The sequence below is a fragment of the Acanthopleuribacter pedis genome (genome assembly GCF_017377855.1).
GTDB classification, from domain to species: Bacteria; Acidobacteriota; Holophagae; order Acanthopleuribacterales; family Acanthopleuribacteraceae; genus Acanthopleuribacter; species Acanthopleuribacter pedis.
This window is the reverse complement of the sequence record NZ_JAFREP010000002.1, coordinates 197,524-222,779: the sequence shown is the minus strand read 5'-3', so window position 1 is coordinate 222,779 and position 25,256 is coordinate 197,524. Positions and strand designations below refer to the sequence as shown.

General features: G+C 58.8%; 8 protein-coding genes. 5 read left to right on the top strand and 3 right to left on the bottom strand.

Annotated elements, in window-relative coordinates:
* Genes J3U88_RS02655 through J3U88_RS02645 form a run of 3 tightly spaced genes read left to right on the top strand, consistent with a single transcriptional unit; the run spans window position 1 to window position 14,683 of the window.
* Window positions 1-9,051, top strand: a complete 9,051-nt coding sequence (locus J3U88_RS02655) for a non-ribosomal peptide synthetase (protein ID WP_207856582.1) — start codon at window positions 1-3, stop codon at window positions 9,049-9,051.
* Window positions 9,052-9,066: 15 nt separating this feature from the next.
* Window positions 9,067-11,292, top strand: coding sequence for a radical SAM protein (locus J3U88_RS02650; RefSeq protein ID WP_207856581.1), 2,226 nt, complete (start codon window positions 9,067-9,069; stop codon window positions 11,290-11,292).
* 10 nt (window positions 11,293-11,302) lie between these two features.
* Window positions 11,303-14,683, top strand: a complete 3,381-nt coding sequence (locus tag J3U88_RS02645) for an amino acid adenylation domain-containing protein (RefSeq protein WP_207856580.1) — start codon at window positions 11,303-11,305, stop codon at window positions 14,681-14,683.
* Between the two features lie 93 nt (window positions 14,684-14,776).
* Here J3U88_RS02645 and J3U88_RS02640 read toward each other — a convergent pair whose 3' ends face one another.
* Window positions 14,777-16,366, bottom strand: coding sequence for an MBL fold metallo-hydrolase (locus tag J3U88_RS02640; protein WP_207856579.1), 1,590 nt, complete (start codon window positions 16,364-16,366; stop codon window positions 14,777-14,779).
* Between the two features lie 357 nt (window positions 16,367-16,723).
* On the opposite strand from J3U88_RS02640, the gene J3U88_RS02635 reads away from it, so the two are divergent.
* Window positions 16,724-19,045 carry a PhpK family radical SAM P-methyltransferase gene (locus J3U88_RS02635; protein ID WP_207856578.1) on the top strand — a complete coding sequence of 774 codons (2,322 nt, stop codon included), beginning with the start codon at window positions 16,724-16,726 and terminating at the stop codon, window positions 19,043-19,045.
* A gap of 193 nt (window positions 19,046-19,238) precedes the next feature.
* On the top strand, window positions 19,239-20,261 hold the full coding sequence (locus tag J3U88_RS02630; RefSeq protein ID WP_207856577.1) for an RpnC/YadD family protein: 1,023 nt from the start codon (window positions 19,239-19,241) through the stop codon (window positions 20,259-20,261).
* A gap of 275 nt (window positions 20,262-20,536) precedes the next feature.
* Here J3U88_RS02630 and J3U88_RS02625 read toward each other — a convergent pair whose 3' ends face one another.
* Together J3U88_RS02625 and J3U88_RS02620 are read right to left on the bottom strand one after the other, a co-directional pair.
* Window positions 20,537-22,588: a tetratricopeptide repeat protein gene (locus J3U88_RS02625; protein ID WP_207856576.1), complete on the bottom strand. Its 2,052-nt coding sequence runs from the start codon at window positions 22,586-22,588 to the stop codon at window positions 20,537-20,539.
* 140 nt (window positions 22,589-22,728) lie between these two features.
* Window positions 22,729-24,279: a hypothetical protein gene (locus J3U88_RS02620; RefSeq protein ID WP_207856575.1), complete on the bottom strand. Its 1,551-nt coding sequence runs from the start codon at window positions 24,277-24,279 to the stop codon at window positions 22,729-22,731.
* Window positions 24,280-25,256: the final 977 nt, after the last annotated feature.

Sequence of the window (25,256 nt, the reverse complement as noted above, 5' to 3'; positions counted from 1 at the left end):
ATGATCGATTTCACCCAAAACGACGACGACCTTGCCCTCCTCGACCTCTTGCTCGCGGACGAATTGCCCGATCCGGTGATGGAAACCGCGACCTTGGCGCCACGCGATCCCGCGGCACCCACCCCGCTGTCCTTCGCGCAGAACCGGTTGTGGGTGTTGCACCGCCTCGACCCGGACAGCACGGTATACAACGTGTGTACCGCCTTGCGTTTGCGCGGTGACCTCAACCGCGATGCATTGGGCGCGGCGCTGGACGAAATCGTGCGCCGCCACGAGGTGTTGCGCACCTGTTTTCGCGAGGTCGACGGTCAGGTCGTCGCCGAGGTGAAGCCGGCGGCACCGGTGGCCTTGCCGCTGGTCGATTTACGCGACGCAACAAGCGACACCGAGGCGGCCCGCCACGCCGAAGCAATGCGTTCGTTGCGGTTCGACTTGGAACGCGGTCCCTTGCTGCAGTTCCGCTTGCTGCACACGGGCACGGACGAATGGGTGATGCTGTTTACCCTGCACCACCTGGTCTGCGACGGCTGGTCGTTGGGCCTGTTCGCGCGGGAACTCGCCTCCCTTTACAACGCCTTTGTCGCGGGCGAACCCTCCCCGCTACCGGAACTCGGCTTGCAATACGGCGACTTCAGCGTGTGGCAGCGGGCCACCTTGGTCGGCGAACGCTACGCGGAACACACCGCCTTCTGGCGCAAAACCTTGGGCGACAGCCGCGATTTGGACCTGCCCACGGATCGGCCGCGCCCGCCGCACCCGTCCCATCGCGGTGCGGTCCTGCGCGCGACCGTCCCCGAAACGGTCACGCGCGGTCTCGAGTCCCTGGCCCAAGAAAACGAAGCCACCTTGTTTATGGTGCTGGCCGCCGCCTACGGTCTGGTGCTCGGCCGCGTGGCACGCCAGGACGACTTGGTGATCGGTACCCCGGTCGCGGGGCGCAATCGACCCGAGTTGGAAACCCTTATCGGCTTTTTCATCAACACCGTCCCCTTGCGTTTCCAAATGAAGGGCAGCCGTCGTTTCAGCAACCTGCTGGCCCGCTTCCGCGACCAAACCCTGGACGCCTTCGGCCACCAAGACCTGCCCTTCGAACAGATTGTCACCGAACTCGCACCCCAACGGGACCCGGCCCGCCATCCATTTTTCCAAGTCGCCTTCGCGCTGCACAATGCCCCGGAAGCCGAGGAACACCTGAACGGCCTCAGCCTGGAACCACTGCGCACGGCGGTTACCACCGCCAAGTTCGACCTGACCCTGGCGCTGGAGCGAGCCGACGACGGCCTGGTCGGCAGTTTTGAATACAGCACCGATTTGTTCGATGCGACCACGGTCACCATGCTTTCCGACGCGGTCAACACGGTGCTGGCGCAATTGGCCGCGGGCGTCGACGCCCTCGACCGCTTGACCCTAATCAACCCGAACCACGGCGCCATGCAAAACGAAATCTGGAACGCCACCAGCCGGCCCTATCCCCGCGACAGCAACATCGCGACCTTGTTCGACGCCGCGGCCGCGGCCCATCCGAACCAAACGGCGCTGGTTTGCGGCGACACGCGCATGAGTTACGCCGAACTCGCGGATCGCGCCAACCGCTTGGCCGCCCATTTGATCGAACGCGGGGTGCGACCCGATCAGCCCGTCGGTCTGTTTTGCGGCCGGGCACCCGCGATGGTGGTCGGCATGTTGGCGGTACTCAAAGCGGGCGGCGCCTACGTCCCGCTCGATCCCGGTTACCCGCTGGAACGCCTTAAGCTGCTCCTCGAGGAAACCGGCGCCGAGCCGGTGCTGTACGATCAAACAGCCCCACCGGCGCAAGCCGTCGCCGCCGAGCGTTTGGTGGCGATCAACGCGCCTCACGAGACGGCGGCGGATCCCGTGACGGTGCCGGTCTCGCCCAACAGCTTGGCTTACATTGTGTTTACTTCCGGTTCCACCGGTCGGCCCAAGGGCGTGGCCGTCGACCAACGCGCGGTGGTACGCCTGGTACGCAACACCGACTACACCGACCTCACCCCGCAAACAGTGTTCCTGCACCTGTCCGCTTCCGCCTTTGACGCCACGACGCTGGAAATCTGGGGTCCCCTGCTCAACGGCGGCACGGTCGTGTTGATGAAACCCGCGCCCTTCTCCCTGGAGGAAGTCGCCGCAACGGCACGCGCCCACGCCGTCACCCACCTGTTCCTCACCACCGGTTTGTTCAAGCAGTTGGTTGATCAACCCGTCGGCGACCTGCCCGCCCTGCGCGCGCTGATGACCGGCGGCGAGGCGGTTTCGGCCGGGCACATGACGCGCTTCATGCAGCGTTATCCTTTCTGCCACCTGACCCACGTGTATGGCCCCACCGAAAATACGACCTTTTCAACCTTCGAAGCCATGGCCGCCGAACGTCGCGCCTCGGTCATCCCCATTGGGCGGCCCATCGCCAACAGCACCTGTCTGGTTCTCGATGACCACGGCAACCTGTTGCCGCCGGGCGCGGTCGGCGAACTCTGCGTCGGCGGCGACGGTTTGGCGCGCGGTTACTGGCGCCGACCCGACCTGACCGCCGCTCGTTTTGTGCCCCACCCCTTCAGCACCACCCTGGGCGAACGGTTGTACCGCACCGGCGACTTGGTGCGTCAGCAAGCGGACGGGCGCGTGGTGTTCGTGGGTCGCGTCGACGATCAGGTAAAAATTCGCGGTTTCCGCGTTGAACCGGGCGAGGTACAAGCCGCTTTGCGCGACCACGCGCCGCTGCAAGACGTCTTGGTCGCCGCCCGCCGCAACCCCGCCGGACACTTGCGCCTGTGTGCCTGGTTGGTCTGGCAGCCGGGGGAAGCTCAGGACCTGGACGCCGTGCGCACCTTCCTCAACGCGCACCTGCCCGAATACATGCACCCCGGTTACCTGGTCGTGCTGCCGCAATTCCCGCTGAACGCCAACGGTAAAGTCGACCGCAACGCATTGCCCGATCCCTTTGCGCAAACCGAAACCGGGACCGCGTACGCGGCGCCGCGCAACCAACGGGAGCAATGGCTGGCCGACGCCTTGGCCGAATTGCTGGGCGTGGCGCGGGTCGGCCGCCACGACGCCTACTTTGAAATGGGCGGCGATTCCATCATCGCTATCCAGTTGGTGGGCCGCATGCGCCGCCACGGCTTGCGTTTGAACGTGGCCGATCTGTTCGCCAACCCGAGCGTGGCAGCCCTGGCCCCGCTGCTCACGGCGCAAGCGGATCAAACCGAAACCGGTCCGGTCCAGGGTACGGTGCCGCTCACGCCGATTCAGCAGTGGTTCTTTCAGCACCAGGACCGCGACCACCACCATTTCAACCAATCGGTGTTGCTACGAGGCAAACCCCGCTTCGACACCGCACTGCTCCAGCAGGCACTCGATGCACTGTGGTGCAGGCACGACGCCTTGCGACTGACCTTCACCGTGCGTGACAGCGCGGTGCAACAGGCCTATGCCGACCTGGCACCGCCGCACCTCAAACTGGTGGATCCAGCCGAACACGCCGATCCCGCCGCGGCCATGGCCGAACACGGCGAAAAAGCGAGCGCGGCCTTTGACCTCGGCGCGGGGCCGCTGTGGAACCCGGTGCTCTACCGCCTCCCCGACGGGGACCGGCTTTGGCTCGCCGCCCATCACCTCATCGTCGACGGCGTCTCTTGGCGCATTCTGTTGGAAGACCTGACCACCGCGTACGGCCAAGCCGAACGGGGCCAAGCGACCGATCTCGGTCCCAAAACCGCCTCCTTCCAAACCTGGTCCGAGGCGCTGGTGCGCCGCGCCGCCGATTCCGACCTCCACGCCGAACGCACCTATTGGGAAACAACGGCCGCCGCAACAGCGGCGCCACCACCTACGACCAAAGTAGCGGGCGACAACCGCGTCGGCGATTCAGCCTTAGCCGGCGTTTCGCTTTCACCTGAGCGCACCGCCGACTTGCTCGGTCCCAGTCACAAGGCCTTCCACACCGAAATCAACGACCTCTTGCTCACCGCCCTGGCCCGCGCGCTTCACGGCCGCCTCGGCGAACACCGCACCCGCATCACGCTAGAAAGCCACGGCCGCGAAACCCTGCCCAACGGCCCGCCGGTCGACCGCACCATCGGCTGGTTCACCACGATGTTCCCGTTCCTGCTCGAGCTTGCCGAGGGCGACCTCGCCACGCAAATCAAAACGGTGAAGGAACATCTGCGCGCGGTACCCCACAAGGGCGGTGGTTACGGTGTTTTGCGTTACCTGGCCACGGAAGAAACGGCCGCCACGATGACCCCGGCGGAAAAACCCTGGTTGGCGTTTAACTACCTCGGCGTGTTCGACACACCCGGCGAGGACGGGCCGCTCGCCGACGCCGACGAACAGGTCGGCCGCGACATGGGTGTCGGCCTGCGCCGCGGCAACGACTTGGAAGTCGGCGGCCTGGTCGTCAACGGCAAACTCAAGCTCACCCTCACCTATGACCGCGGCCGCTACGAGGCCGAGGCCATGACCGCGCTGCTCACCGCGCTGCGCGATGAACTGGCCCTGCTGGTGCGGTTCTGCTGCGCCAGGGAACAGGCGGAGAAAACGCCCAGTGATTTTCTGGCGTGCGACTTGGATCTGCCCGCCTACCAAAACCTGCTCACCCAAAACGCGCTGAACGCCGCCGACATCGAGGACATCGTACCGCTCGCCCCGATGCAACAAGGTTTGCTGTTCGAGTCCCTCGTCGACAACCGAAGCGACGCCTACTTCCTGCAAATGAGCTATCGCATCGAAGGCCCCTTCCCACTCGACGCCTTCCGCCATGCATGGCACCAACTCTGTGATCACCACGCCGTCTTGCGCACCGCCTTCCTCCATCGCCAGGTGACCACCCCGCGTCAGGTTGTTTTCAAGAAACGGGATCCCGAGTTTCACGTGCGTGATTGGCGCGGCCTTGAGAACCAAGCAAGCGAGCTCAACGCCTTCTACGAAAAAGACCGCCGTCGCGGCTTTGACCTGGAACGCGATCCCCTGCTGCGTTTCACCATCATTCGTCTGGATGAACAAACCCACCAGGTCGTTTGGCGTTTCCACCACATCGTGCTCGACGGCTGGTGCATGGGCCGCCTCTTCGACCAGTGCGGCTTGTTGATGGACGCGGCCGCGTCAGGCACGGAGGCGACGCTGCCCGAGGTGCCTCCCTACCGCGATTACCTGGCCTGGCTGACCCGCTGGGACAAAGCCGCGGCCTGTGCCTGGTGGACGCGCCACCTCGCCGGCCACGACCAACGCACGGGCATGAACGCCCTGGGCCGGCCGGAACCGGACGCCGGTTACGACCTTGGCGAATTCACCTTGGACCTGGCTCCGCTGCACGCGGTGCGCGCCATGGCCGCGGCCCAGAGCGCCACCACCGCGGTGATGTGCCAAGCGTTGTGGGCCTTCCTGCTGGCCCGCTTCAACGACCGCGACGATGTCTGCTTTGGCGCGGTTGTTTCCGGGCGCCCGCCCCACCTCGACGGCGCCGATCAAATGATCGGCTTGTTCATCAACGCGGTGCCAGTGCGCGTCCAGGTCCACCGCGACGAGACCTTCGCCGATCTGGTCGGCCGCGTTCAACGCGACGCTCTGGCCGCGGAACCCTACCACTACCTGCCCTTGGCCGAGTTACAGGTGCTTTCGCCGCTAGGCCGCGATACCTTCGACCACCTGCTCATTTTCGAAAACTACCCACCCGCCCAGCAGGTAAAGGACAACAGCGATCCGCTCACCGTCAGCGATCTGCAGGTACACGACCACACCCATTACGATTTCAACCTGATCTTCATCCCCGGCGAAAAGCTCCAGTTGCGCATCACGTTTAACCGCAAACGGTTTGACGAGGACCGGCTACGCGCCGTCGCCGAGCACTACCGGGTCGCGCTCAACGCGGTCTTGGCCGAGCCGCAACACCCGTTGATAACGCTCGATGGCGCACCCGCCCAGACGGAACCCATCGAGACAACCGTCGCTGAACGCAACACCAACGTACTCGATCTTTGGGACGCGCGCGTCGCCAAAAATCCCCAATCGCCGGTGCTTTCTCACAACGGCACCACCATCGGCGCGGCCGAATTGGACCGCGCCGCCGAGCGGATGGCCCGCTTCCTCGTCGCCGAACACGGCATTCAACCTGAAGATCGCGTCGGCGTGCTGCTGAATCGCGCGCCCCATCTGATGACGGCGATTTTGGCCGTGCTTAAAGCCGGTGCCGCCTTTGTGCCGATGGAACCGACCAATCCCGACCAACGCCTGCACCTGATCACCGCCGAGGCCGGTTGCCGTTTGGTGCTCAGCGAGCCGGGTTTGCGCGAACGCCTGCCCGAAACCCCTTGTATGGACGTCACCCACGGCCTGCCGGAGCGCGACGCGGCTTTACCTCGCGTCGACGGTCATGCTTTGGCCTATGTGTTGTTTACCTCCGGCTCCACCGGCAAACCCAAGGGTTGTGCCATGAGCCACGCCAACCTGCACCATTACCTGACGCACGCCGCGGCGCTGTACTTTGCCGAAGGCGGCGGTTGTTTCGGGTTGTATTCCTCGATTGCCTTCGACCTCACCCTGAGCAGTTTATTCCTGCCGCTGCTGCGCGGCGAGCGGCTGCACCTGTTCGATGCGAAGCAACCGCTCAACGACATTTTGACCGAAACCCTGTCCGGCGCGCACGGCATCGACAGCGTCAAGCTGACCCCGTCCCACATCGCCTTGCTGGATCACTTGCCGATCCAGAGCAGCCCGGTGAAACGCGCCATTGTCGGCGGCGAGGCCCTGCTCAACCGCCACGTGGCCACCCTGCGCAGGCTGAATCCGAGGATGGCGATTTTCAACGAGTACGGCCCAACCGAGGCCACGGTGGGTTGTGTGATCAAAAGCATTGGCGCCGAGGACGAGGAAATCACCATCGGCAACGCCATGCCCGACATGAGCACGCACGTGTTGGACCGTTGGCAGCGTCCGACCCTCTTTGATATGCCAGGTGAGCTGTATTTGGGCGGCAAGGGTTTGGCGCGCGGCTATTGGGGACGGGCGGATTTAACCGCCGAACGGTTTATCCCCCACGCGGGCGGCACCCGCTTGTACAAAACCGGCGATTGGGTGCGCCGCCGCGACGACGGCGAACTGCTGTACCTGGGCCGCCGCGACGATCAGGTCAAGGTGCGGGGTTACCGCATTGAGTTGGGCGAAATTCAAGCGCGCCTGACCGCGTTGGCCAACGTGCGCCAAGCCCACGTGGCCTGTTTGCAGGATCCGCAATTGGGGCCCTCCTTGGTCGCCTGGGTCGTGCCGGCGCACGCCGGTGATTCGCTCCAGGGTTTGCGCGACCAACTCGGCAAAACCCTGCCCGATTACATGGTGCCCGCGCACCTGATCCCCTTGGCCGCCTTGCCGCTCACCGTCAACGGCAAAGTCGACAGCGCGGCCTTGCCCGGCATCACGGCGACGGAACGCCCCTTTGAAGCGCCGGTGGATGCGCTGGAACAGGACATCACCACCCTCTGGTCGGAGGTCCTGGGCGTGGAACGCGTCGGCCGCAACGATGATTTCTTCGCATTGGGCGGCCACAGCCTGGTTGCCATGCAGGTATTGGCACAAATCCATCGCCGCCGCCAGGTTCAGGTTCCCCTGCGGGCGTTTTTTGAGAAGCCGACCCCGGCCAGGTTGGCGGAACTGGTTCATACCACCGAAAAAAGCGAATACATCGGCATTGAACCGGTGGCGCCGCAAGAAGATTACGTGTTGTCTCACGCGCAAAAACGGTTGTGGTCGCTGCAAATGATGGGCGGCGCCGGCGCGACCACGGCCTACAACATGCCCAAGGCGTTTGTCTTCGAACGCGGGCTCAATGCCGACGCCCTCAAAAAAGCACTGACCGACATGGTCCACCGCCACGAGGCCTTGCGCACCGGGTTCATCGTGGTGGACGGCGAACCGCGCCAAAAAATCGCCCCGCCCTCGGTTTTTAACATCCGCGAGGTCGATTTGCGTGAGGCGGAGGACGGCGAGGCGGCGGCGCGCGCATATTGCGAAAAAGACGCCCACCAACCCTTCGACCTAGCCTCCCCACCGCTGCTGCGCGTGGCGCTGCTGTACTTGGCAGAGGGACGCGCGGTGCTTTTGCTCAACATCAACCACGTCATCGGTGACGGTTGGTCGATGAACGTGATTTATCGGGAAATCCTGTCGCGCTACCAAGCCCACGATCACGGGGTGCCCGCGCCGATCAATCCGCCGCGCATTCAGTACAAGGACTTTGCGGTATGGCAGTCGCGGCAAACCTTTAAAAAGGAAAAGGCCTACTGGCTGGAACAGTTGGCCGATCCACCGCCGCCGCTTCAGCTGCCCACCGATTTCGCGCCCACCCTGGACGCCGCCTTCCGTGGCGATACAGTGTACCACCGCGTCGAGGCCGAGGTCTTGGCCGGCCTGCACCGGTTGGCCAATCGCAAACACACCACGGTTTCGAACGTGGTGCTGGCGGTCCTGAACCTGTTCCTCTACAAACTCACCGGTCGCGACGACCTTTCGGTCGGCATGGCACTCGCCAACCGCGGCCACGCCGATTTGCAAAACCTGATCGGCTTTTTTGTGAACCTGTTGCCGATCCGCACCCGCTTCACCGCGGGCATGGAATTTGAGCAGTTGTTGGAGTCGGTGATCGAAACCGTAAACGGTGCCTTCGATCATCAGAATTACCCTCTCGATCTCCTGGTCGCGGACCTCAATCCCGAGCGCGACGGCAACCGACAGACCTTGTTTAACGTGATTTACGGCTTCCAAAGTTTTGCCGACCTGCGCTTGGACGTGGCCATGGTCGGCAAGGTGACCGACGCGGACGGCGCCGGTACCACCGTTCTGCGCGAGGCACGTGAAATCCCGCTGCGCTTCCACACAACCAAATTTGACCTCACCCTCTATGTCCTCGAAGAAGGGGGGCAACTCCATTTCACCATGGAGTACGATACCGCCCTGTTTAAACCCTCGACGATTAAGCGTTATTTAACCGCGTTGGCTCGGATTGCGGAAGCGGTTGTGCGCGAACCCCATACCGAGAAGCACTAGCTCGGAGGAGAGACCATGAACGCTTCGACCCCACTCGATTGTATTCTTGTCGGTTACAACGACATTGATTTTAACGACTTCTCGGCGCGCCAAAAGGCGACTGAACACCGCGCCGGCGGCTACCACGAGGTAAAAACCAACTCGATCCTACAGGACGGCCGGCGCGTCACTTTTATGGAAGTACTCAACGACATGATTGTGGAGGCCACCGGCAACGATCCCAAACTCAACGTGTTCGAGGCACCCGCGTTGGGTGCACACTACCTGTGCAGCTACCTCAACACACGCGGGCTCAACGTGGACCTGGTGAACTTTTTCAACCGCGACCAAGCCAAGTTCGCGGCGCTCTTGGCGGGCAAACCACGCACCGTCGCCATCACCACCACCTTTTACATCGACAACAGCCCGATCCGGGAAATCGTGGCCTTTATCCGCGAACACGCGCCCGACACCCAAATCATCATCGGCGGCCCCCACATCTACAACGTTCACGCCGACCTGCAAAACGATTGGGAAACCTTGTCTTTTGTACTCAAGGAAACCGGCGGCGATGTGTACATCATTGATTCCCAGGGCGAAGAAACACTGTACCAAACGCTGGTCGCCCTGCGCGACGGCAACGACCTGGCGGGTGTCAACAACCTTGCCTACCGAGCCGACGACGAATCCTTCAGCCCCACCGAACGCAAAATCGAAAACAACGATCTCAACAGCAACATCGTCGACTGGACCACCTTTGATCCCAACGCCTTGCGCCCGCTGACCTATCTGCGCACCGCGCGCAGTTGTCCCTATTCCTGCTCCTTTTGCCAGTACCCGGTTTTGGCCGGCCCCCACGTGGTCAACGACATTGAGGCGATCCAAACCCAGCTCACCTATTTGCACGAGATCGGCACCACCGATTTGGTGTTCATCGACGACACCTTCAACGTACCCCTTCCCCGCTTTAAGAAACTGCTGCGCATGATGATCGAGAACCAGTTCAACTTTCGCTGGGTTTCTTTCCTGCGCGTCGCCAACGTCGACGAGGAAGCCATCGACCTGATGGCCGACAGCGGTTGCGTCGGCGTGTTGCTCGGCATTGAATCGGGCGACCCCACCATTCTCAAAATTATGAACAAACGCGCCGATGTTGACCGTTATAAATGGGGCATTAGCCAACTGAAACGGCGTGGCATTATGTCCTACGCCTCGCTGATTTGCGGGTTCCCCGGCGAAAGCAAGGAAACCATCCTCAACACCATTCATTTTATTGAAGAAGCCGCGCCCACCTTTTTCAACGTGCAGCTTTACTTCCACGATACCTCGGCACCGATTCACCGACGTCACGCCGAATTTGACCTCAAAGGCGCCGGTTATTCCTGGAGCCACGCCGGCATGAATTGGGAAGAAGCCATGGATTGGGCCAAGTACATGTACCAAAGCATTGGTAATTCGACCTTTATCAGCCTGTACGGCTTCAGCCTGTGGGGCATTTCCTACCTGGTCTCCAAGGGTTTGACCCCGGATCAGTTGATCTCCTTCGGCAAAATCACCAAACCCCTGTTGTTCGACAGTCTCACCGACCGCCCCTCGGATTTAGAAACCGTGCGTCCGGCGCTGATGGAGGTCTTCAAAACCAACTGCTGGGAAGATCCCGCCGACGCCGAAGGCAAAGCCTTTTGGGAAAAGGTGTTGCAGGATACGCCTGCACCGCTGCGCCTGCCGCAAAACGCGGTAGCCGGCACCCAGGGACGTGGCAAGGTCGATGTGCATTTCCCCGACAGCATCTTCGCGGGTTTGCGCAACTGGGCCACCGAAAAAGACACCACCGTGTGGATCGTCTGCCACACCCTGTTTAAGGTGTTCCTGTTCCAATTGACCAAACAGCAGTCCTTTACCACCGGCTTGGCGATGGCCGACAAGGTGATGCCGGTTCGTGTCGACCTCAGCGGTGCGTTGGACGTGGAGGATTTGCTGAATCAGGTGATCACCGCGACCCGCTCCGGCTGGCGCTATCAGGACAGTTTGCCCGCGCACACCGCAACCCCGAACGTGTTGTTCACCAACCGCACCGATTTCAAGGACGACTTCTTCGGCGACATCGATCTGGCCCTGATCGCCTACCGCACCAAAAAAGACGCATTCCACCTGGCCCTGAATTACGACGCGACCCGTTTCCAGCAGCAAACGATTGAGGGTTATCTGGCCGCGCTCCAACGCTTTAGCCACATGATTGCCGGCCGCCATATCGCCGCTTAGAGGAGAAACCATGAAGTTATCCGACTTTAATCTATTCGATGTCGAGACCGAAAGTTTGCAGGATCAAATCGCGGGTTTTAACCAAACCAAACGGGATTTCCCTCGCGCAGAAACCATTCCCAACCTGTTGGCCAAACAGGCCGCCGCAACCCCCGACGCGGTGGCCGTGCGCTTCGGCAACGAACAGTTGACCTACGCGGAATTGGAACAAACCGCCAACCGCGCCGCGCGCTTCATGGACTCGCGTGGGATCGGCGCGGGCGATTTTGTCGGTGTGATGTTGGACCGTTCGATTGAACTGGCCGTCAGCCTCCTGGCCGTCACCAAAGTGGGCGCGGCCTACCTGCCCATCAACACCGATTTCCCCTACCAGCGCATCCGCACCATCCTGGACGATGCGGGCGCACCCATGTTGATCGGCGCCCGCCGCGACATCGCCACCCTCAACAAACTCCAGTGGGAATGCAGCGCGCTGCACACCTTGTTCTGCCCCGACAGCACCGATTTCCACGGGGAAAAAGAACCCGATATCGGGTTCATGGACCAAGGCGTTTGGCGCCACGTGGCCGACGAAACCCACGACGACATTTCCGGCGGCGGCTGGCGCAGCAGTTACACCGGTGAACTGCTCAGCCGCGAGGTCATGGACGGTTACGGCGAAAACATCCGCCAAAAGCTAACCCCGCTGCTCACCAAACAATCGCGCGTCTTGGAAATCGGCTGCGCCTCCGGGATCAGCATGTTCCGGCTGGCCCCGCTGGTCGCCGCCTACCACGGCACCGATCTTTCGCCCGACATCCTCAAGTGGACCGAAAGCGAACGCGCCCGCTTGGGTCAGGACAACATCACCTTACAGGCCTTGCCGGCCCACGAAATCGATCAGGTCGAAGGCACCTTCGATGTGGTCATCATCAACAGCGTCATCGAGTGCTTCAACGGCCACAACTACCTGCGCGACGTGCTGCGCAAAGCCGTCAACCTGCTCGCTGATCGCGGCCTGTTGTTCCTCGGCAACCTCTGGGACCAGGATTTGAAAGCGACCTTCATTCAATCCCTGGCGGAATTTAAGATCGCCAACCCCGGCAAGGGCTACCGGACCAAAACCGACCGCGAGGAAGAACTTTATGTGTCGCGCGCTTTCTTGGAAGACCTACGCCACGACATTCCCGCCATTGCCGCGATTGAAACTTCGCTGATGTTGGGCGAGGCCGACTCCGAACTGTCGCGCTTTGGTTTCGACGCGGTGGTCCACATCAACAAAACCAAGACCGGCCCGTCCCCTTCCACACGGGCCAAATACCAATTTGACCGTCGCGAGCTGAAAAACCACGCGCCCGAGGCTTACGCCGCCAAGGCGTTACCTGAAGCTTTGGCATACCTGATTTACACCTCGGGAACCGCGGGCAAACCCAAAGGCGTGATGGTCGACCACCGCGCCGTGCTGCGTTTGGTGTGCAACACCAACTACGTCAACCTACAACCCGGCGATACCGTGCTGCAAACCGGTTCGCTCGCCTTCGACGCCTCGACCTTTGAGATATGGGGCCCGCTGCTCAACGGCGGCACCATTTGTTTCCCGCGCGAAAACGCGCTCAAAGATCCCATGACCCTGGCCAACACGGTTAAAAACCGTCGGATCACCCACCTCTTCATGACCACCGCGCTGTTCAACAGCTTGGTCGACACCGTACCCGACATGTTCGCCGACTTGAAGTGCGTGCTGAGCGGCGGTGAAAAAGTTTCCGCGCGCCATTTCAACAAGTTGCGCCGGCGCTTCCCCGACCTGCAGTTGTTCCACGTTTACGGACCCACCGAATCCACCACCTTCACCACCTTCTTCCCCGTCGACAACCTGTTCAAGGACGACATCCCCATCGGTCGCCCGCTGGCCAACACCACCTGCTACCTTTTCGACGCGCAACACGCGCTTTGCCCGGTTGGCGTGCCCGGCGAACTGCTGATCGGCGGCGACGGCTTGGCCCACGGTTACCACGGCGACGCCGCGTTGACCGCAAGCCGTTTCGTACCGAACCCTTACGGTAACGGCGAACGGCTTTACCGCAGCGGTGACTTGGCGCGCTGGGACGCCGAGGGCAACCTCACTTTCCTCGGTCGCCGCGACAGCCAAGTCAAGATCCGCGGTTTCCGCATCGAGCCGGAGGAGTTGGAGAATTTGATGCTGACCCATCCCTCCGTGGAACGGGTCGCGGTGATGGTGCGCGAGGTCGACGGCGAAAAGGAACTGCACGCCTACGTCGGCGGTAGTGAAGATTTGGACATGTTAACCATGCGCGATTACCTAGCGCGGCGCGTGCCCCCCTACATGATGCCCACCCACGTGACGGTGATGGCGGACATGCCGCTCAACGCCAACGGCAAGGTCAACCGCAACATGTTGCCCGCGCCGGTGGTCGACAGCAACGAACGCCGGCGCGAAGGCGAACCCCCCGTCACCGACATGGAAAAAGCCTTGGCCGCCATTTGGTCGCGCATCTTCAACAAAGCCGATGTGATGGCAACCGACAACTTCTTCGACCTGGGCGGTCACAGCCTCAAGGTGACCCGTTTGGTCGCCGACATTCAAGACGCCACGGCATTGTCCGTGCCGTACCTGGTGGTTTACAAGGCCGACTCCTTGCGAGAGTTGGCGCGTTACCTCGACGACTTGAAGGAACTCAAGGGTCGTGGTTTGGATCCGGGTTGCCTGGAAGAAACCGCGGTCTTGATGAACCCCGAGGCAAGTGGCGACCCCGTCTTCGCTTTTCCGCCCGGTTCCGGTTACCCTCTCGCGTACATGGACTTAGCCAAAGGGCTCGGCAATTACCGGCTCTACGGTTTCACCTTCCTCGAAGGCGACGACCGAATGGAAAACACCTGCCGTTTTATTGAGGAAACCCAACCGCAAGGCGCGGTGACGCTGATGGGTTTTTCCGGCGGCGGCAAACTCGCGTTTCAAGTCGCCGTCGCCCTGGAAGCACGCGGGCGCAAGGTCGCCAAGGTGGTGATGATCGACGCCGCCCGTTACCTGCAACCCTTACCCTTCAAGGAAGACGACTTGCGCGATGTGGCCCGCGAGTTCCTCGACGGCGTCGGCAGCGACGTCTTGAAGGAGAAGGCCTACCAGAAAATGCGCGCCTACCGCACCTATCTCGGCAACCTGTGTGAACGCGAGGTGATTGGTGCCGACCTGGACGTCCTGGTTCAGGAACATTCACCCAATGAATGCCACAACGAAGCCGGCGAACACGTGGCCACCATCCGCGGTTGGGGCGACTGTACCAACGGCCGCTTCCAGGTCCACGACGGGGTCGGCAACCACCGCGCCATGCTCAACCCACCCCATTTGGCCGGCAACCTGTCGCGGCTGCTCGCCATTTTGGAACGGCGCTAAAGGTTTTGCCGTGTTTGCCCGCTACGCTGGGCAAACACGAAAAAGGCCGGGTTGCTACCCGGCCTTTTTTTGATTGCTAAGAAAGCCGGTTTCTTAGAACGCGATCTGCTTGCAACCGAACAACCGTTCCGAAATAAGCCCTTTCTCGCGGCAGCGCGCCACCAATTGATTGGACTCAACAATGGGTTTTGATGTTTCGGTGTAGGCGATACTGGAAATAAAGGTCAGCCAAGGTTCCTGACCCATGGCGTAGACGTAGACACTTTTGGGGTCGAGGGATTCGATGAGCCGCATTGCTTTTTCGCAATCGGAACCGTCGAGCCGGCGCGCTTGATCTTGGGAGCGCGGCAGAGGTTTGTTCATCAACGGGCCGTACAGCCAGGACATGGGTGCGCCGGCACACTCCATGCCGACGTAGAGTTGATCGATGGGACCGAGGGTTTTGCGCGCCATGTCGTACATCTTGGGTTCCAGGTTGTTGGCGTCGGCCACGCAAACCACCGCGCGTTCGTTGAGGCGAATGTGGTAACCCAGCTTGGCGCGAATGTGGAGATCGCCGTGTTCGCCCAGGAACGGCAAACCGGTAATGGCGCCACCCGGTACCGGCAGGCGTTCCATTTCATCCAACTCGATCACATTTTTGAAACCGGTGTATTCCAAAACCAGTTTGAGTGAAGGATCTTGAAGGGTGCCGCCGTTCGAGCGCGGCACCACGATGGTGCCGATCTTGTGGCGCAACTGCAACAGGGTCTCGAACATAATGTGGTCCTGGTGACCGTGGGTAATCACCACGTAATCAATGGTTTCAGGTAAATCGGCGTAGGTGTACCTGGGCACCGCGGCCGGGTCGGGCACTTCATAACTGACAATCGGATCGGTCAAGATGCTGACCTCGGGCGATTCCACCAACAAGGTCGCATGGCCAAAGTATTTGACGCGCATCCCGCCTTCGATCTGATCGCGGTCACGACCCGTGAGCGTGGGTGCTTCTTCCGTGAACAGGGATTTGAAGAAGCGTTGCTCGGCGGGATCGGGGGGCAGCCAGGCGTCGAGTTCCGCCAGGGAGCGGGGTTGCTCGCGCATGCTGAACAACGTATCGATGGCGGGATCGTCAAAGGCCATGGGTACATGGAGCTGGGTGGGCGAAGGGAAACGCGGGGTGCTCAGTACAAAAGCGCGGTCGTCGCCGGCAACCTGTTGCAATGCAAGACTTTGGCGATCACGCTGGTAGAGCGGGCTTTGGTAGAGAAAGCGCTCGAGGAAACGCTGCGAGGGTTGGTTGTTGAGATCGTAACCCAGTTCGACAAAACCCTTGAGTGCCTCGGGCACGCGCGCGTAGATCGGCGCCAAGGTCTGGCCTTTGGCTTCCTCAAGGAGGATTTTATCCGTTTCGGCAATCGCCTCGGCGAGGGCGATCACGTCGCTGTTTTGGGCCAAGGTTCTTTCGAGTAAAGCCTGGACGACCGCGGTTTGGTCGCCCTCAAGGTCCATAAAGGGACCGCCGATCATTTTGGGATTTTTAACCGCCTTGGTATGCATCATCGGCGATCTTATATAGGATTCCATGATTTTCTTATGATAGTTGGCAAGCACCATGCCGAGGCCATGGGGTGTTATCAATAGGTTCCATGCATACCACTGATTTACCAAGGGTTCAATCAATACATTCTGTTTAAGGTACATTTCACGCGATCCTGTTCGCCCACTCGGGCCCGAATTTTGAGATAACGAAATGAGATCGACAAATGCAACTCGCTCTTATTGTTAAGGGTTTGTGGCGTTCGTATGCGTTGTCGATCAAGGAAAGAAAACCGATACCGGACCGTTAGGAGGTTATCACTCGGTTCGGTTTCACCGTGGAAAAGATGCTGAATGGGTACCCATTCATGGTACCATATAGCACTATAAAAACACCCTCTGATACGGTTAAAGATCATAAAATCATCGATCCAATCTTCACCCCACTGAAGCGGGTTGGATCGTACGTCAAGCCGAATCGCCAACCCGCGTATTGAGCAACGGCTTGAGGGGAGCAAAACCATGAAAACCGACGTTCTGCTGATTGGTTACAACACCGGCGACCTCAAAGACTACTTGGGTATGGTCCGTTTGATGGGCGCCACCTCGGGCGCCTACCGCGATCTGGCCATGGCCGTAATCGATGTGGAGGGCCAACCCTACGACGCCCTCCAAGCCATGACCCATTTCCACTACAAGGGTCGCGAAGATCAGTGTCAGCCCTTCCACAACACCGATTTCCTGTGGCCGACCATTTTGTACCTCGGCTCTTTTCTCCACAAGCACGGCCACAGTTTTGATTACATCAATTTGTTCCGTAGCGAGCGCGAACAGTTTAAACAAAAGTTGCTCAACGACGAAATCCTCAGCGTGGCCATTACCACGACCTTGTATGTGATCGCCGAACCCGTTTTGGAAATCGTTTCCTTTATTCGCCAATACAACCAAAATGTGAAAATCATAATCGGCGGCCCCTACATCGGCAACCAAACCGGCGACAACCCACCCGATGTCCAACAGTTGTTTTTCTCTCGCATCGGTGCCGATGTGTATGTGGACAGCAGCGAAGGCGAAACGGCCCTGGTCCAAACGATTGAAGCCTTGAAGGAAGGCCGCGCGTTGGCCGGTATCGACAACATTATTTTCAAAGACGGTGATCAGTACATCGTCAACAACAAATCCATTGAACGCAACACACTCAATGACAACATGGTCAACTACAGCCTGTTCCCCAACAACGATATTGGTCGTTTTGTTTCCTTGCGTACGGCCAAGTCCTGCCCGTTTTCCTGTGCCTTTTGTGGTTTTCCCGAACGCGCAGGCCGCTACACCTATCTCCCAGTAGACCTAGTAGAAAAAGAATTAGACGCCCTGGCCGAACTGGGCACGGTTGATACGATTACCTTCCTGGACGATACCTTTAACGTCCCTAAGGGACGCTTCAAAAAAATACTTCGCATGATGATCAAAAACAAATATAACTTCCACTGGAACTCTTACTACCGTAGTGACCACGGCGACGAAGAAACCATCGCTTTGATGGGTGAAGCCGGCTGCGAGGGTGTGTTCCTCGGCTGTGAATCGGGTAGCGACACCATGCTCAAAAAAATGAACAAAGCCGCCCGTCAAAAAGATTACAAAAAAGCCATTCCCTTATTGCGCAAGGCCGGCATCGCCACGCACGCCAACTTGATCATCGGGTTCCCCGGCGAAACGCTGGACACCTTTCAAGAGACACTGGACTTTTTGGAAGAAGCCCAACCCGATTACTTCCGCGCTCAACTTTGGTACGCCGATCCGATCACACCGGTTTGGAAGAAACGCGAGGAACTCGGTATCCAAGGCGGCGCCTTCAACTGGAAGCACCACACGATGAATGACCAAATCGCCTGTGACCTGGTCGAAAAGCTGTTTTGCTCGGTGCAAAATTCCCTATGGATGCCGCAGTACGGCTTCGAACTCTGGTCAACCTTCTACCTAAAACGCCGCGGCGCCACCTTAAAGCAGGTCAAAGATTTCATGGCCCATTTCAACGCAATCATCCGCGCTCGCTTCATGAATCCCGGCGAAACACCCCATGATTTGATCGCGGGTATGGCCAAGGCGGCGCGGTTCGACGAGGTCAAAGAAGTGGCGATGTCGCCGGTAGCGGTTTACGGCGGAGATCGTTACAAAGAAGCGGAACGAACCTGGGTCGCATGGTTTAGGGCACCCGCGCCGGCGAAGAATATCGACCGCCTGCCCGCCGCACTGGATGCGGAACCCCGCGAGGCGCGAACCGAGGCGCTGATCCTGACGGACCAAACCTTGCTCGCCGAATCCGCCAGGCTAGGCTTGGACAGCGGTTATGTTTTGGCCGCGATTTATGTCTTGATGTTGGCGGAACTCACGGGACACGAGGAAGTTGTACTGGTCGCGGGTTTGGCGGGGAAAAAGCCGGTACCCCTGCGCATCAAACGCGACGGCGAAGAGCGCTTCGCCGACTTGGTCACGGCCTTGAAAAAACAACACCAAGCGCTGACGGCCGTCCCGTTAAACCCGTTCCACTACCTGTGTAACCGCATCCGCCTGGACCAACACGGGCTGGCCGCGCCCACCTTTGACGTGGGGTTCTATTTCGGATCGGCCACCGACGGAAAGCACCTGCCGCAAGCAGTGGACGGGCAGGTCGGGCTGATGTTAACGGCTGAAGAAAGCGGCGGCCAGGTAGGCCTCCAATTCCACTACAAGCCCTCGTGGTTCGACGCATCGGTGATCAAGAATTTGGAGAACACCTTCACCGGTCTCCTGAACGAAACAACCGCGACCGCCGGCATTCACCAAAAACAGCTTATCCATGATTAAGTGAAAGGGAGCGGGGTTATGCAAACCCCGCTCCTTAATTTCGGCAAGGTGATTTTTCACCGCGAAAAGAATTTATAGTAATTTATTTTTTTCCAGATTTTGCTTGCATCCCATCGATTCATCGACTAGATTTTCCGCACAACCACACGAGTTCTCCTCAATGCCTTGACACATTGAGGAGGGAAACATCCCTTTGTTTGACCAACCTTGGAAAAACCTAACGGAATTGTTTTTTCAAGAATTCACGGAGTTCTTTTGGCCGGCGGCCTATCAAAACATCGATTGGAACGCTTCGGCCACCCCACTTAGTACGGAATTGCCACCGCAAGCATCAGGTGACAAAGTCGGTACCCGAATAGCCGATAAATTGTTTCGCGTGCAATTAAAAGATGGTGAACAATGTCTCATTTTGGTACATCTCGAGTTCCAAAACCAGTTCGACACCACTTTTCCAAAGCGAATGGCAGTCTACAATTTCCGGTTATTCCTTAAATATGACTGTGAAGTCGTGAGTATGGCGATTTTGGGCGACAGCCGGCCATCCTGGCGCCCAAATTCGTTTATAAGAAAACGATGGGATTTCAAGAATCGCGTTGATTTTCCCATTGTAAAACTCGCCGATTTCAGAACGATCCACGCCGCAAAGCTTAAGGAAAAGAACCTTTTCGCAACAGCGGTCGACGCCCATTTGGAGGCGATGAAAACCTGCAAGAATAGCAACGTCCTTGTCGAAACAAAGCTTGCACTCATCCGACGCTTGGCAGATCGCAACTATGATTCACGGCGGTTAATCGCGCTGTTTCGTTTCATAGACACCATGATGGACCTGCCCCGCGACCTAGACCAACGATTTAGAGATCGACTTCGCAAAGAAACAGGAGGTCGCCACATGAACGCTGAAGAATGGTTCTATTCAGAGACAGCCATACAAAAAACACTCAGGCTTTTGGCCGGCCGTGAAGGTTTCGCGAAAGGCTTAAGCGAAGGCCGTCAGGCCGGTATCCAAGAAGGCCGTCAGGCCGGTATCCAAGAAGGACGCGAACTTGGTCAACGCGAGGGCTTCCAGCAAGCGCTGATTCAATTACTCACTGAAAAGTATCGTGAACTACCTTCACACATCACTCAGCGCATCCAAGACGCCGGCCCGGAACAACTGCTTAATTGGATCACCCACGTTAACCAAACCCAGTCGCTCGTGGCGCTTTTTGACCATTAAAGGCACCCATCATTTGAGAATCCAATACCCATCAGGGAGAAGGGCCAGGAATCTTCCCGGCTTCCTTTTTTGGGCCCTCTATCTCGAAACCTCGGAGGTCCTTAAACCCAAAAATCAACGAGGTTCTTCAAGGCGGCGCAACAAAAACCATCGGCCTGGGCTACGCTGAATGGTCGGCCCCGCGAATGGTCGGCCCCCTGTGCCGTCCCTCGGTCGTAATCTTCGACGCACAAGGTTTTCTGTTTCTCGCGACGAATCCTTGTGAGAAATGCGGGCTAGGGCTTCGGCGCTCGCCCTTCCAGCCGGTCTAACTCCTGCAAACACAACACCGCGGGGGTATACAACGGTGTTGCCGCCAGTGCTTGTTCATAAGCTTTACGCGCACCGGCCCAATCACCGGCAGCCTGCAAGGTTTCCCCTTTAAATTGGAACCCGGCGGCGTCGGCGCCCCCCAGGCGCAAGGCCTGATTCACCGCCTCAATCGCTTGCGAAAAATCGCCGCGTTTGCGCAAAACAAAGGCCTGTCGGAACCACCCGTTGGCATGATTCGGGTATTGGGCCGTGTACCCCTGAGTAATCGCGAGGGATTGGTCGAGGTTGCGGCCCTGGCTTGCCGCCAAGGTAACCAAATGGTCAAAAGCCGTTCCATCGTCGGGAAAAACGCGGGCGGCATGGTTGGTATACACAAAAGCGAAACCCGCATTGCCCGCGCGTTGCCATTTACGCCCTTCGGCCAACAACAACTGGCCATAGAGGTACACGGCAAAATAAGCCACCATTGCGATCAGGACCAGTGTAAAAATCCCCACCCAAACCACGGCTCGCGACCTTTTTACTCTCGAAATCCTCTGCACCGGTACCAATAACCCCACCGCCAACCAGAACATCACCGCGGTCGTCGGCATTTCCAAGGGGAATGAAAAACAAGCAGCGACAGCGGTGAACATCACCACGGCGATCGGAACGGCCAACGCCGGGTCAATCGCCCCTACTTCCGGGTCCTCCACGACCCCCTCCCCAGAGCAGGCCAACAAACGTCGCCCGGCATGGGCCAACAAGGCCGCTAGAAATCCCCAGAGTCCGACCAAAGCCAACACGCCGTGCTCCACGGCAATTTGTAACCAGTCGTGATGGAGTCGATAAGGATTCACGGTGATCGAAAAGGTCGGCGTCGGCGTTACGGCATTGTGAAAAAGTGGGTACATCGCGGCAAAGTTCCCAGGACCCACACCCATGGGGTGCCGCAACAGTATGCGCGCCGCGTTTTGGTACATGGCACCGCGCACCATGACGGTATTTACATGGGGATCGGGGTTATGGGCGGTGGCGACTTGCTCGATTTGCCGAGCCACGGGACCAGGCGGAAACCACAAACACAGGTTGGCCAGGAGGAACAACAGGCCGACGCCTGCCGCCAGACGGGCAAACCCACGCCGGCCAGGTGCGTAGCGCTGTTTCACAAGAAGACCGAGTCCGAAGGCCACACACGTTACCAACAGCCATAAAAGCACCGGCAAGATACGGCGCAATAGGGGCGACGCACCGGGTAAAACGGCCGTCATCAGTAAACAACAGCCACCAATCACCAAAAATCGTTGTTGGGTCTGCCGCTTGGGTTGCCCAAAAAGGGCCCCGCCGAAAGCAATCATCGGCGACAGTAACAAACAAACCAACAGCGCGGTTCGCGACTCGACCGCGGTCAAGTAAGCCGTGTTCACACCCACAAGCAAAACCCACACATAACCGATGCGGCCGCCATGAATTAAAGCAGGTGCAAACCAAAGGGGCGCGGTGGTGACCAACACCTGGGCTGCGACGTTTTTATTGGCAAACAGCGACGCCGGGGGGTAAGCCTGCACCACGTGTTCAAGTGGCACACCGGCAACCTGAAGCAATCCCACCAGGGAACAAAGGGTGATCGACACAGCCACAACCGAACATAAGTGCGTCACGATCTGGCGCCGATCCTCGTGTACCGCCAAAGCCGCCCCCGTCAGGAAAACCAGGCCGATGAGCACGTCGGTCACGGTGCCGAGCCGATTAAAGGAAGGTTCCGCCGTCAGCGCCGACGTGAGCATGGACAGAACCACAAGCACCAAGGCAAACCGCAAACCCCTGTGTTGCGGCCACAAGCCGCGCAATGAAAACCGTGCGGCAAACACAACCAAATAACACGGGAGTAAGGCGGCCAAAGCCCAGCGTGGCGGTATGGTGGGGTCAGCGCTCCAGGGAAAGTAAGCAAGCGGCACCAAACCCACACCAAGCAACAGGGCAAGTGGGTTGGGATCGCCATGAGCAATCGGTTGAGAATCCGGCTTTTCGTTCATCGAATTCCTCTCGGCCACTATTTGCCCGCCTTCAGCCGGCGCTTCTCAAAAAGAGGCGAAGAAGAAAGGCCGGCCCCACCAAAAAAGGTGTGACCGGCCATTGATTCGAAACGAAGCACGGCAGACACAAGCATGTCGTCTTACCGATTATTGGGACAGGTAAAGTTGTGGTTCACCATATCCACCAAACCCAACAAGCGGTTGGCGGAGGAAATACACACCGCGTCCCGTGTTTCCCAGGCGGCCACTTCTTCTAAAAAGCGATTGAAGGACCAAACGCCGTCAATCTCGAGGACCTCAATGCTGTCCAACACATTGCGGCCCGGTTCCTGATCGGTGATGACATACGCCATTTTAAGCGGGTTGAGGGAGTCGATTTTTTCGATCAACACCAACTCGGTATCCTCACCGAAAACGCCGGTCAGTTCCCAGACATTTTGTCCGGGTACCAACGACCCCGTGATCAAGTCGCGCAGGGCGCCGTCACGGTTCAAACCGATGATGGACAGGCGCTCTTCAGTTTCACCTGGATTCTCAATGAACAACAGATCGCGGGCACTGCTGAGCACATGCCGGTTTTTACCCAAGTACGCAACCGCACGCGGACCTTCAAAATCGCTCAGGGCAATTTCAGAGCGGGCGCCGTCGCCAAACAAGGTAAAGGAGCCCGTCACCGGTTCATCAGCTGTAAAACGCGCCGTTCCCATCACCTCATCTTCGTTCAGGACCGACCGTCCCGGCAGAAAACGAGTGATGCCAGGTTGGTCGATATTGAGGTTAAAAGGCACGCTGTTCACAGGTTCGGTTAGGCTAAGTTCACCCGTTACCGCTGCTTGCACCTCAAAGAGGGGTTTGAAGGAGAAGTACCCCTCGAAACCCTCAAAGGGCAGATTGGCAAACGGAAGCACCCCACTTTCATCAACGGCGGGTTTGGCACGTGCCAAAGTCCGTGAATCCTCACGACGAACGGCGGTAAACACGCGACCCTGCAGTTCGTGGACTTCTAAGGAAGCCCGGCCGGAGGCCAAGCTGGGGAACATCTGCGAGGCGGTCAGTGAAACCGATCCGTAAGGTGCAACTTCAACTTGAGTTGAAGGAAGACCGTGGCCCAACAGGGCATCACGGCCGTGAACCGCGACGGTACTGGTGAAAGCCTCGGTATTGCGAACGACCAAGACTTCGTGCAGCGGCAACATCAGACCAGGCACCCGCGTAGGAAAACGTTGGGGCGCACTTGCATCGGAAAGGTCGTTAAAGTGGGCGACGGAGGGCGCCGCATCTGCCGGACGGAAGACTTGGGTATCACTTTTTTCGGGGCGGTCGGGGTCACCAAAGGTGGTCCGGCTCCAGGCCACAACCGGGCCGTCGCTGTTGAGTTGCATGGTCCCGTGCACCGGAACGGGCATGTTGTCCATAGTCGGCATACTCACTGAAGCAAGGGGAGGTAAGGTCAGTGAAAAGGCCGCGCTATTTTGAGGAAAAACGCCGTGAAGCGGCGTCCCCCAACCCGTTTTTGCCTCAACAGTGATGAGGACGGACTCTGAGAAACTGGGGTTGAAGGCACGAATTTCTGTTTGGTAACCTTGGCCGTCGCTGAAACCGAGGTCGAAGTATTCAAAATCGCCCGGCCGTGGATCACCGGCGACAAGTAAGCAAGAACACAACACCCATAAAGGGATGATGATTTTCATAGAACATTCCTCGTGATTAGGAGAAACAAAGGAGGGAATCAAAATCCGACCTCAACTTAAAAGGAGGTCGGATCGAAACGGCATCAAAATAAAATAAATCAAAGCCAATCGGCGTGTGGAAACCTGCAAAAAGCCCTCACCAGCCACCGAAGCAGCTCGATTTTGGGACAAAATACATTTCCCTCACCCACAAAACAGCCTCATTATCCACTGCGTGATCATTTTCCACAATCCTTGTTTTTTCGTACAAGCAGGCGCTACATGCAAGCCTATCACCGGAAAATGACCGTGAATATTTTGCTCAGTCGGAAGGCCAAGCTTTATCTTACACCTTATTTAAAAAAATTGGCACTTCCTAAAAACAAGCCTGTTATGGGAGGTTGGGTTATTCTCGAAACGTCTCCTTTTTCCTTCAGATCGTGCCGAATGGCGGTTTAACCTAAGAAGCGCGATAAGAGCGAGGGATTTTGGCTAAAGATCTGGAGCGAAATGGTTTGGGGAAAGCAGAAGCGCACCCATTGGGTGCGGTGAGCATTTTCACAGACCGTTGCAGCCCAGAGGTTTAGCCAAAATCGCCGCGAGTTATCGCGCTTCTTAGGTTTAAACCAGTTCCCCTTTAGGCATCGTTGACCCGGAGCAGCCATTTGCGCGGCCCGGGCGTGAACAGGAATTTAAGCAGGCGAGCCTAAGCGCCCGTGGGATGGGTGTCCATCCGAATAGGCCGCTAGCCGGCTCCATCGGTGCCAGGTCGGCATGCTGCCGCGCATCCTTGACTAAGATGGAGCCGACGCGCTGAGGAACCATACGGCCGAGGGGATGACAGATGGTGCAGGAAAGGTTTGGCCGCGGCAAGAAAACCGGCAAACCCATCCAGCGACCCATTCCATCCCGCGGCATTCACGATGGGTCCACACCGATGCGAACAGGTACAGAACCGCTTTTGCTGGGAGGTTCTGTACCCCGCGACACGCTTCGGT

What these genes read in the sequence shown, in the direction of transcription:
- J3U88_RS02625 (WP_207856576.1), bottom strand. Translation starts at nt 22,588, where the DNA reads ATGAACGAAAAGCCGGATTCTCAACCGATTGCTCATGGCGATCCCAAC.
- J3U88_RS02640 (WP_207856579.1), bottom strand. Translation starts at nt 16,366, where the DNA reads ATGTACCTTAAACAGAATGTATTGATTGAACCCTTGGTAAATCAGTGG.
- J3U88_RS02655 (WP_207856582.1), top strand. Translation starts at nt 1, where the DNA reads ATGATCGATTTCACCCAAAACGACGACGACCTTGCCCTCCTCGACCTC.
- J3U88_RS02650 (WP_207856581.1), top strand. Translation starts at nt 9,067, where the DNA reads ATGAACGCTTCGACCCCACTCGATTGTATTCTTGTCGGTTACAACGAC.
- J3U88_RS02645 (WP_207856580.1), top strand. Translation starts at nt 11,303, where the DNA reads ATGAAGTTATCCGACTTTAATCTATTCGATGTCGAGACCGAAAGTTTG.
- J3U88_RS02635 (WP_207856578.1), top strand. Translation starts at nt 16,724, where the DNA reads ATGAAAACCGACGTTCTGCTGATTGGTTACAACACCGGCGACCTCAAA.
- J3U88_RS02620 (WP_207856575.1), bottom strand. Translation starts at nt 24,279, where the DNA reads ATGAAAATCATCATCCCTTTATGGGTGTTGTGTTCTTGCTTACTTGTC.